This is a genomic window from Niastella caeni (genome assembly GCF_004834005.1).
Lineage (GTDB): Bacteria > Bacteroidota > Bacteroidia > Chitinophagales > Chitinophagaceae > Niastella > Niastella caeni.
In genome coordinates, this window is record NZ_STFF01000001.1 from 873427 (window position 1) to 884519 (window position 11093).

The window sequence follows — 11093 nt, forward strand, 5'->3', positions numbered from 1 at the left end:
AGGCAACAAGGGAAAAAGGCATAAACTAATTCTGCTCAATCCTCATGGCGAAGACATGAACAGTAAATTGTCTTTGTATTTGCTTGCAGCGTGCAGCTTGAAAGCTAATTTATAACGACAAATTGCTAAATAACCATGAAACATGTTAGCATTCTCATTCCTCATGATGCGGTAATGGCAAGCATTGTAGACCCGCGGATCATCTTCACCGGCGTAAATGACTTTCTTGAATCAGCCGGCAAACCTCCGGCATTTAAAGTGCAACTCGTAGGGCTCACCAAAGAAGTGCAATTGCACAACGGCACCTTTACGGTTCATGCCGATGTATTGATCGGGGATGTTAAGAAAACCGACCTGATCATGGTGCCTGCCATTGGCGGTAACCTGAAATCAGCGATCAAAAAGAACGAAGGCTTTTTTCCCTGGATCGTGGACCAATATAACCAGGGAGCAGAAGTCGCCAGCTTATGCATCGGCGCCTTTTTGCTGGCCTCTACCGGACTTCTAAATGGAAAAGAATGCTCAAGCCATTGGCTAACGGCCAATGAATTTCGCGAAATGTTCCCGGCAGTAACGCTGGTTGATGGCAGGATCGTGACTGAGCAACAGGGTTTATATTCAAGCGGCGGCGCTTCCTCCTACTGGAATCTGCTGTTACACCTGGTTGAAAAACATGCCGGCCGGGAAATGGCCATCATGGCCGCTAAAATATATGCCCTGGAAATTGACCGTAAAACGCAATCGCCATTCATCATGTTCAATGGGCAAAAAAAGCACGAAGACGAACCTATTAAACAGGCGCAGGAATTTATTGAGAAGAATGTTACGGAGCGCATTTCAGTAGAAGAGCTGGCCATAAAATATGCCATTGGCAAACGGCATTTTATCCGCCGCTTTAAAAAAGCCACCAATAATACACCCATCGAATATATACAACGGGTAAAAATTGAAGCTGCAAAAAAACAATTAGAGAACAGCCGTAAAAATGTGAACGAGGTAATGTATGACGTAGGTTACTCCGACGTAAAAGCATTCAGAACCGTGTTTAGGAAAATTACCGGTCTTTCCCCCATTGAATACCGCAATAAATACAATAAGGAAGCGGTAACCGTTTAATTTACCTGCCGGTGGCTTTTAATATAAAATCCACAATAGGTGCAGGATTGGCCAGGCTGTGCGGATGATGATTTACACCCGGTTTGTGAATGACCTGGATCTTTCCGCCCAGGGCCAGCACCTTTTGTTCGAAGATGGCCGTGTTTTCATTCACCGGAACCACATCGTCAGCATCGCCCACTACATGCAGCATGGGGTAACCACCTTTAACGATCTGTGCTACTTTATCAATGGGATTGCCTTTGAAGGTAATGGTTGCTGAATCAGTGGTATAGCCATAATCTTTCTTAAATGTCGACCAATCGGCAGCGCTGCCTTTACTACTTCCTTTACCACCGGGCCAGCTTTTTACATCCAATACCGGAGCATCAACATAAACACAAGCCACTTTGCCCGCGTTTTGTGCAGCCCAGCTATACACGTATACGCCACCTCTGCTAAAGCCTTCCATGCAGGCCTTTTTCGACAAGCCTGCTTTTTGCAGAAAGGAATAAAATTTATTCCACGCGGCAACCGCTTCTGCATTGCCAAACAATTCGGCCACATCGCAATACACCAAATGAAAACCGCGGTCTAACAATGCAATATCGGTTTGGGGTTCTACGCCCCAAAAACGGGCACGCCAGATCCAGGGTTTTCCTTCCGCTGCGCGGCGGGGTTTTACTATTTTGGCTTTTCTGCCATTAAAAGAAAAATCGGCGCAATCGTATCCATAAAAAGAAGAAACAGTAAAAGGCGCTTTTATCCTTTTAAAAATATCAAAAGTTTTGTCTGTTTTACTGGTCACTGCTTCGTATACCCGTTTTGCCAGAATAGCGGCGCCTGATGCGGAAGGGTGCAGACTATCGGGAAATGTTGTGGGCATATCAGCCGTGATGCTATGCAGGTCTATCAATTCGAGTTTTTCTTCAAACGCTACCTGCCTGATGCGTGGCAGTATCAGCTTTGCAATCGCCTGCTCTGTTTGGCGCATGGTATCTGTGAGGTAAGAAGTAACCGGCAGTAATAAAATTATGCGCGGATGCGAAGGCAGGTTTTGAAAAGAACGCACCAGGGTTTTATAATCCGCTATAAAACTATCTATCTGCAACCGGTAAGGCAGGCGGCTATCGTTGGTGCCCAACTTGATCGTCACAATATCGGGGTTGCTGTTTAATGCCTCCTTGTAAGCCGGCGTGGCCATGTAAGATCGATCACAATCTTTAATAACCGTTCTGCCCCCTACCCCAAAATTCTTTACTTCATAACCACTCCCCAACAATTGTTGCAGTTGAGCCGGATAGGCTTCTTTCTCCGGATGCGCCAGCCGCGAACCGGCGGTAATACTGTTGCCAACGCAGGAAATGCGAATGGTTTTTTGCGCAATAACAGAAATGTGTATAAGCAGGAAAACAAGAACACTGCAATGGTTGGGCGATATCTTTTTCATACGACAGAATGCCTGCTAAAGTACTGCATTTTTCCAAATCAATATGCCTGATCACTTGATTACCTGTTGCGGGATCATTGTTCTGAAGGTAAGGTTCACCCGCGGCGTGGTTATGCGTTTTGACTTGGGTAAACAATGCAGCCAATGGGTTTGGGTGGTTCCTTTCATAACGAGCAAACTGCCATGTTCAAGCATCATGGATACCAGTTCTTTTGTTTGCTTATGTTTGAATGAGAATTTTCTTTCTGCACCAAAACTGAATGATGCAATGGCAGCATGCTCGCCCAATGTTTTTTCATCATCGCTGTGCCAGGCCATGCCTTCATCGCCGTTATGGTACAGGTTTAATAAAACCGAATTATAGGTGTCACCCGTTTTTCCTTCCACCAGTTCCTTTAGTTCCAGTAATTCCTTTGTCCATTTTAAGGCATGCCTGGTAATATTGGAGTAGGTATAACTGTAATTATCGTTCCCATACCAGGCCACTTTTCTTTTGGTAATAATGTGCCTGCCAAAAATGACCGCTTCGTCGTTTTTCCACGCAATGGTCGTTAAAAGTTTTTCCAGGTAGTGGTCTGCCTGGGTACGGGTTAGCAGTTTGCCATAATAGTTCACTGTTCCATCTTTCGGTAAATAGTTTACCGTTTCATTTATTCCGGTGCTGAATAGGTCCATATCAGTAAATTTTAGGATGCAGAAGAAAGTTTGGAAGCCTCCCAGCCGATCATGGCATGCTTGCGGGTACTGCCCCAATGATAATTGCCAAATTCGCCATTTGCTTTTATCACCCGGTGGCAGGGAATAAGAAAGGCAACGGGGTTGCTGCCAACCGCGGAGCCTACTGCCCGGGATGCCAGGGGGCTATTCAGTTTTCCGGCAATACCGGCATAAGTTGATAATTCGCCCATGGGGATCCGCAGCAATGCTTCCCATACTTTGATCTGGAAAGGCGTTCCTTTCAAATGCAATTTGATCTCATGAAGTTTGTTCCAATCCTGGGTAAAGATGAACAGGGCATTCTGTTGAATAACGTCGGACAGTTGCCGGTACTTTGCGTTGGGAAAATGGCTCTTTAATTGCTGCAGTGCCGTTTCCTCCTCCTCATCTACAAATGCCATATAGCAAATACCCTTATGCGTTGACGCTATGATGATGGTGCCAAAGGGGCTTTCGGCAAAACTGTAATTAATGGCCAGTTGCTCGCCGCCGTTCTTATACTCACCCGGGGTCATGCCTTCTACTTTAATAAACAGATCGTGCAGCCGGCTGGTGCCCGAAAGGCCCGATTCAAAGGCTGCATCCAGCAAGGTTACCGCCTGTCCTTTCTTCAGCACCTGCTTGGCATGCTCCAGGGTCAGGTATTGCAGAAATTGCTTAGGCGTAACGCCGGCCCAATCTTTAAACATGCGCTGAAAATGGAAAGGGCTTATATGAACATGTTCGGCTACCACGTCAAGCGAAGGCTGCTCCCTGAAATTTTGTTTATAAAAATCAATAGCTTCCGCTATCCGGTTATAATTTATTTCCTGTTGCTTTTCCATAAACACTATTTTATACCGCAAATCTCCCCAAAGCAGCCCGGTTGTAAAACCCGATTCTTGCGCTGTTTACCACAAAAATGGCTGAGTTTTTGCAAATATTTTTGAATTTATTTCACAAAACTGCGTGACCCGATCTGTTAAAAAATAGTAACTTCCAAACCTCAGGTCACCCCTATTGCCCGGAAACTGAGATCGTTTAACACGCAACAGAAAATAATATAAATATGAAATTCAGCTTGTCTGTCTTATCAGTGCTTTTTTCAGCATCTGTTATTGCACAACCAACGTTGGTGGAAAGGTTCCAAAAGATCGGAAATGTTCAACAGGCCCAACAATTCGTAGATGCCAATCCGGACATAAAGCCGGCCATATTGCGACTGACGCATGGCAAGGATTCCACCCTTATCGACAAACGGTTATTGCGCCAAAAACAGGGCGATATCTTTTCGGTGGGGTATGTTACTTATAAAGTGGTTGAAGCAAAAGAATCGGTGGCCTACCGCGCCAGTTATATTTTCCTCGATGGCAGTTCTTTAACCAATTCGGAAATTGACAGCTTGAAAAAGCTGATCGTGCAGAAAGCATCAGCCCCCGGTGCTTCGTGGGAGCAATTGAGCGACCAGTACACCATGGATGGCAATAAAACAAAAGGCGATACCGACTGGTTCTTTGGTGAACTGATGTTCCCGAAAGAAGTACAGGACGCCGTTGCCGCGCATAAGAAAGGAGACATCTTTTTCGTAGACGTATCGGAGCGGAACTGGCATTACATCATCAAAAAAACGTATGACGACCAGGTGCAGAAAGACATCGTAGTATTACGGGCCAATGGGCGGTAAATTATTGCGAACTTCATTAATATTCCTGCCGGCTTATCTTGTAAGAAATTACACGATAAAAGCCGGCAGGATTTTTTTTAATATACATAATGTATTAATTTAGTGTCCTTCAGCCCGGGCACTCCACTTCAACCCAACAAAAATAATTACCTGAATAATTGCGTTTTATTATAACATGCGTCTATGCGACCATGCCTATTATTAATCTTATTGAACATGCCAATTTTACAAAACAAAAGCAAGGTCTTTTTAAGCAGTATCCTGACCGGCATTCTATTTACTACAACCTGTTTCATCAGTTCAGCACAATTGCCTGTAGACTCCATTAAAGCCATTATTGAAAAAGAAATATACCTTAAAAGAAGCGCCAGCATTATTGTAGGCACCATCGATTCAACGGGCAAACGGGAGATCATCAGCGCGGGCTCTTTCAGTGATAAAAAAGCAGCACCGCCAGATGGAAATACTATATATGAAATAGCCTCCATCACCAAAGTATTTACGTCGCTGCTGCTGGCCGATATGAGCTTAAAGCGCCAGGTGAATCTCGATGATCCTATTTCGAAATACCTGCCGGCCAACGTGCAGGTACCAGTGAAAAATGGAAAACCGATCACCTTGCTGCACCTGGCCTCGCACTCCGTAGGCTGGCCGCGCTTTCCGGATAACAATGATCCCAGGAACCTCGACAACCCATATGCTGATTATACTGTTGAGCAGTTGTATGATTACATCAGCAGGGCTGAATTCGATTATGCGCCGGGCACCTGGTTCAAATACTCCAATCCAGGTTATGGACTGTTAGGCCATATTCTGGCACAGGTGGCGGGTAAACCCTATGAAACCCTGGTAAAAGAAAGGATTGGCACGCCTTTGGGACTAACCCACACTACCATCACATTAACACCGGCTCAAAAAAATAACCTGGCTATAGGACATACGGAGTATGGCGCACCCGCTCCCAACTGGGACATGCCTGCCATTGCCGGTACCGGCGCTTTACGGTCGAACATAAACGATATGCTCACGTTTGCAGCAGCTAATTTAGGACATGTTAAAACAGACTTGTATCCCGCCATGCAACTAGCGCACGTTCCCCGTATTTCCAAAGGCAAAGGGGAAGGCGAGGTAACCCTGGGCTGGACACTGGAAAAATCCAAAGACGGTGAGGAATTCTTATGGAAAGATGGCACTACCGCTGGTTACCGGTCGATCGTATTATTGAACAGGACCAGGAAAACAGGCGTGGTGATCCTTTCCAATTCGCTGAACCCCATCAACGATATTGCCTATCATATTTTATATCCGGCCATACCTGTTAAACCCTACCGGTATATCTGGGCAATGCACGATCTTATTCTGGCAACGGCTAAAAACAAAGGCGTTGATGCGGCCATTGAAGAGTATAAAAATATGAAAGCAACCAGGAGCCCGGGGCTGATCTTTGATCCAAGCCAATTGAACTATGTTGCAAGAGATCTGCGGCAGGCAAAGAAAATGAGCGCAGCTATTAAAATTCTTGAATTGAACGCACAGGAGTACCCCACCAATGCCACGGTGTTTGAAGACCTGGGCGAAATATATAAACTGAACGGCAACAAAAAAGAAGCCTTAGAGAATTACGAGAAAGCATTACAGGTTGATCCCAAGAATGAGCATGCGAAATGGATGGTGGAGAAATTGAAAAATTAATGTGATAAAATACTAATGAAATAAAATGGGCTGTATCAAAATATGATGCAGCCCATTTTACTTAAGTAACTGATGGTGGCAGATGGTGGTCTATTTATCAGGTTGTGGCAGGTATTCGCCATAAACGGCATCACGAAAACTTTTATGCAGTTTTACCTGGTCGAATGGTACAAGTTGCGTAAATAAAACAGCAGTGAGCTCATTAACAGGATCAACCCAAAATAGAGTACTGGCAGCGCCATCCCAGAAGAACTCGCCTACTATTCCATTGTTCTCCTCTTTTGTAGCGGGCGGTTGCGTGCGCACGGCAAAATCAATTCCAAAACCAACACGTCCTTTGCTGGGCAGCCACATGCGTTTTGAAATGGTATCGCTCAATTGGTTGGTTGCCATTAGTTGCACTGTTTCAGGTTTCAACACTTTCACTTTACCTAATTTGCCTTTATTTACCAGCATTTGCGCAAACTTCATGTAGTCATCGAGGGTAGAAGTAAGACCAAAGCCGCCGGGTTTCAGCGCCCAGTCTTTTATATTGAAGTAATTAGCCTGGCTATCAGGAACACGGCTTAATACCCCATGATCGCTGCGATGATACAATGCCGCGAAACGTTGCCGGTGGCTCCCTGCTACCACATAACGGGTATTTGTCATTTTCAGCGGATCGAAAATATTCTCTTTGATGTATTGATCGAACGGTTTGCCCGACAGGCGTTCAACCAGGTACGCTTGTACATCAACGGAAGGACCGTAGGCCCATTGATCGCCAGGATGGAATTGCAAAGGCAGGCCGGCCAGTCTTTTGGCCATTTCACTGAGCGTAATGTTCGGGTTCATGTATTCCGCTTTTCTGACCAGGGCAGCCAGCGCAGGAATATCCGTACCCGCAAACCCGGCGGTATGACGCGTGATATCACGAATGGTAATGGGACGTTTAGCCGGTTCCAACTTCATATTACCGCTGGAGTCAACACCGGCATACACTTTCATGTCGGCAAATTCGGGTGCGTATTTGGAAAGCGGATCATCGAGTTGAAAGGCACCTTTTTCATACAAGTTCATTAACGCAACGCCGGTAACCGGTTTGGTCATGGAGAAGATGCGTACAATGGTATTGCGGTCCATGGCCACTTTTGCTTCCCGGTCGGCATAACCAAATGCATTAAAATATACTTCTTTGCCTTTTTCAAATATCAATGCAGATACCCCGACTGTTTTACCGGAATCGGTGAATCTTTTTAAAGTAGCATCAATACGGTGCCTGACTTCCGCACTTACAATGGCAGCGCGTGGTTGCTGATCTGTATGGGGTGCTGAAAATTGAAAGGCGATAAAAGCAAACAGGATAGGTAATATGGCAAAGATCGTTCTATTCATAGCAATTAATTTTAATCTTTCAATTGCAAAATACGTCTGAATTTAACGATCTTTCAGGAGATCAATTGATCCTTTTATACCGGAGGTTGATTATGTTTTTGCCGATTCCCACCACTGTGAAGTATACGCTTTTCCAGTAGCCACCGTTGGCTCACCGGGTTTTGGCAGGAACAAAGGAATGTTCATTTGGGCAGCCAGTTCCATTAATCTTTCCACCGGCTCTTTCCAGGGATGCAGGGCCAGGTTGAACGTTCCCCAATGGATCGGTAGCAGCAACTTGCCTTTTAATGCTACATGCGCTTTTATGGCATTGTCGGGCCCCATGTGTATATCGGCCCAGTTTTCATTATAGGCGCCTACTTCCAACATGGTTATATCAAACGGGCCATAAGCTTCCCCAATTTCATGAAACCCGTCAAACCAGCCTGAATCGGCGCCATAGTAAATGTTATGTGTAGCTGTTTTAATTGCAAAGGACGACCACAACGTTTCAAACCGGTTGAATAAACTCCTGCCTGAAAAATGGCGGGCCGGCAGTGCGGTTATCGTACAATTATTGGCAATCGTTCTACTGTCGGTCCAGTTCAACTCCGTTATTCGCTCTTTTTGTATGCCCCAGGCCATTAAATATTGGGCAACACCCAATGAACAATAAAACGGCACATTGGAAGCGGCAAATTGTGGTATTACACTTCTGTCGAGGTGATCGTAATGATCATGTGATATAATGATCGCATCGAGCGGCGGTAGATCTTTTATAGCCAACGGTGCAGGAAAAAAACGTTGAGGCCCAATGCGGGAAGAAAAGGAGGCGCGTTTACTCCACACCGGATCGGTTAGCAGGCGCAGTCCATCAATTTCTATTAACAGGCTTGAATGGCCCACCCAGGTGATGCGCAAGCCTGATGCAGCCGGTTGCTGGTAAATGGACACATCGGTGCTGAATGGTCCTAATTTTTGTTTAGGGAATGTCTCCGCCGAATTGGTGAGGAACTTCCATAAAACGCCTAACATATTTCCGCCGGTATCAACTTTTGTAGGCACCGGGTTCAAATACTTTTTGCCTTCTTTTACAGCCGGGTATAAAAACTTCATGGTTAATGTGCTTACTGTAAAATTAAGGGTCATGCCCGTAAAAGGGTAATTTTTACAACTAAATTGCTGCTTTCACAATAAGTAGATCCGGTACTTGCCAATACGATTGATCCCTGCTATGATATTGATTGCCAGAAATAGTTGCTGCCTGTTGTCATTAAAGCCCCCCAACAGCCATTCGCAAAAGGGGTGTTTTTCCCGTAAAATACACCTTTACATTTCAGTAAATTACAGTAGATTTTTTTGAATGAATTATTTGCCTGGTATGCACATACCGGCTTTACACATTACATCTCTAAATCTTTGAAAGTATGGGAAGAACAATCATTACCAAAGCCCGGTTTGCCGAAGTTCAAAGTGACGACGCAACCGGCCAGGCCCCCGACAACTATGCTTCGCAAATTGTGAAACTGATCCCCATTGAAATAGTAGGCGTATATCTCGGCATCAGTAACCTCATCAAAGGCCAGGACCTGGTTCAATGGATCATCTTTCTTATTATTCTCATTATTACCCCTTTTTACCTGAAGAAAGTAGCTAATATAAGCGACAGGATACAAATAATAATAGCCACTATATCTTATATCATTTGGGCAATATCGTTAGGCGGCCCCTTTGAGAACTTCCTTCAGCCAAAGCTGCCACCCAACTTCACCGTGCAAACCTTAGGGGGCATATTGATCATGCTGTACACGCTGATCGTCCCTATTTTTTACCGGCCTGCAAAAGCTTAATAATAACCGATCTTCTCACCACACAAATAAAATAGTATGGCACCGAACGATAACCTGCAAAGCAACAATGGCGAATTTGATCTGCCGGCCGAAATGTTCCGCTCCAGCGATCATGCCAATAAGGTTCATTTAAAAGTTCCCAGGCCGCATTTGGGCCTTATTGAACAGGGAAAAGAAGTTGAATATTCAGAAATTGATGAACTGGCAATTTATGAAGGCGACATTGTGCTGGGAACCGTTGAAGAAATAGAAAAAGCCAAGAACGATCCTGCCGGTATGGGAGTCACCATCGATGGAAGAAAATTCAGATGGGGCACCCCTGTAAATGGAAGGATCACGGAAGTGATCGTACCGTTCACCACCATTCCTGCCCTGGAACAAACCGTAAGTAAAGCCATCCAGCACTGGGAAGGCCATACGCCCATCCGCTTCAAAAAAAGGGAGGACGAAAATGATTTTATCTCCTTTGAGGCCCTGGGCGGCTGCTTTTCACGGGTAGGTAAGCAGGGCGGCAAACAGGTGATCTCCCTTCACCCCGGATGCGGGTTAGGCGGGGCCATTCATGAAATTGGCCATGCGTTGGGATTGTGGCACGAACAAAGCAGGGAAGACAGGGACGATCATGTTGAGATCGTACATGCCAATATAAACCCTCAGTTCGTACACAATTTTGATAAACATGTGCTTGACGCCAGTGACCAGGGCAATTATGATTTTGGTTCTATCATGCATTACCCGGCAAAAGCTTTCAGCATAAACGGAAAGGATACCATTCGCGCGAGGGGCGGGCAACCCATTGGCCAACGCAATGGATTAAGCGCCGGCGATATTGCAGCCATTAAAGCAATTTACCCCGATCTCAACTGGGCTTAACAGGTAACAGCGGTTGCGGAAAGGAAATATTAATTTATGAACTCAACTCTTCCGCATATAGAAGGGCAATTGATCTTCCGGCAAACGGTGCCTGCATTCCACAACGCAACAGTTCATGTTTATTTGGAAGATGTTTCTTATGCAGATACAACTGCTACAGCACTGGCACATGTTATTATTCCCGGTGTATCTCATAGTAAAGAGGAAACAGTAATTGCTTTCCGGCTCGAGCTAAAAAGTAATATAACAATTAACAGTACCGCTGATTACAGTATACGGGTCTGGGTAAATAAGAACAATGACGGTGTGCTGCATTCGCACGACCTGTTTAGCGATACCCGCTGCCCTGTATTAACCCATGGCTATGGAAACCAGGTTGACATCCTATTCCACTAATTAA

At 45.2% G+C, this 11093-nt stretch carries 11 protein-coding genes; 6 read left to right on the forward strand and 5 right to left on the reverse strand.

What is annotated here, in order from left to right; translation table 11 throughout:
* Positions 1-135: 135 nt before the first annotated feature.
* The gene (locus FAM09_RS03350) at positions 136-1116 is read left to right on the forward strand and encodes a GlxA family transcriptional regulator (protein WP_136575653.1); all 981 of its coding nucleotides are present in this window, start codon (positions 136-138) and stop codon (positions 1114-1116) included.
* A gap of 1 nt (position 1117) precedes the next feature.
* Here FAM09_RS03350 and FAM09_RS03355 read toward each other — a convergent pair whose 3' ends face one another.
* The 3 genes from FAM09_RS03355 to FAM09_RS03365 are packed head-to-tail and all read right to left on the reverse strand — an operon-like array spanning position 1118 to position 4086.
* Entirely contained in the window at positions 1118-2545 is a 1428-nt protein-coding gene (locus tag FAM09_RS03355) for a GDSL-type esterase/lipase family protein (protein ID WP_136575654.1), read from the reverse strand.
* A gap of 51 nt (positions 2546-2596) precedes the next feature.
* Positions 2597-3220: an alpha-ketoglutarate-dependent dioxygenase AlkB family protein gene (locus FAM09_RS03360; protein WP_136575655.1), complete on the reverse strand. Its 624-nt coding sequence runs from the start codon at positions 3218-3220 to the stop codon at positions 2597-2599.
* Between the two features lie 11 nt (positions 3221-3231).
* Positions 3232-4086 carry a methylated-DNA--[protein]-cysteine S-methyltransferase gene (locus tag FAM09_RS03365; RefSeq protein WP_136575656.1) on the reverse strand — a complete coding sequence of 285 codons (855 nt, stop codon included), beginning with the start codon at positions 4084-4086 and terminating at the stop codon, positions 3232-3234.
* 224 nt (positions 4087-4310) lie between these two features.
* On the opposite strand from FAM09_RS03365, the gene FAM09_RS03370 reads away from it, so the two are divergent.
* Entirely contained in the window at positions 4311-4925 is a 615-nt protein-coding gene (locus tag FAM09_RS03370; protein ID WP_136575657.1) for a hypothetical protein, read from the forward strand.
* 216 nt (positions 4926-5141) lie between these two features.
* A complete protein-coding gene (locus FAM09_RS03375; protein WP_166437012.1) occupies positions 5142-6617 on the forward strand; it encodes a serine hydrolase in 1476 nt (491 codons plus the stop codon).
* A gap of 90 nt (positions 6618-6707) precedes the next feature.
* Here the strand turns inward: FAM09_RS03375 and FAM09_RS03380 are convergent, their stop codons facing one another.
* Complete coding sequence (locus tag FAM09_RS03380) at positions 6708-7991, reverse strand: serine hydrolase domain-containing protein (RefSeq protein ID WP_136575659.1); 1284 nt, start codon at positions 7989-7991, stop codon at positions 6708-6710.
* 90 nt (positions 7992-8081) lie between these two features.
* Positions 8082-9119 carry an MBL fold metallo-hydrolase gene (locus tag FAM09_RS03385; RefSeq protein ID WP_243751578.1) on the reverse strand — a complete coding sequence of 346 codons (1038 nt, stop codon included), beginning with the start codon at positions 9117-9119 and terminating at the stop codon, positions 8082-8084.
* A 278-nt stretch (positions 9120-9397) separates the two neighbouring features.
* On the opposite strand from FAM09_RS03385, the gene FAM09_RS03390 reads away from it, so the two are divergent.
* From FAM09_RS03390 to FAM09_RS03400, 3 genes are read left to right on the forward strand one after another with little or no spacing between them, the layout of a single operon-like run.
* Positions 9398-9820: a hypothetical protein gene (locus FAM09_RS03390; protein WP_136575660.1), complete on the forward strand. Its 423-nt coding sequence runs from the start codon at positions 9398-9400 to the stop codon at positions 9818-9820.
* Positions 9821-9856: 36 nt separating this feature from the next.
* Positions 9857-10693, forward strand: a complete 837-nt coding sequence (locus FAM09_RS03395; protein WP_136575661.1) for a M12 family metallopeptidase — start codon at positions 9857-9859, stop codon at positions 10691-10693.
* Positions 10694-10729: 36 nt separating this feature from the next.
* Positions 10730-11089 carry a YbaY family lipoprotein gene (locus tag FAM09_RS03400; RefSeq protein ID WP_136575662.1) on the forward strand — a complete coding sequence of 120 codons (360 nt, stop codon included), beginning with the start codon at positions 10730-10732 and terminating at the stop codon, positions 11087-11089.
* The last annotated feature ends 4 nt before the right edge of the window (positions 11090-11093 follow it).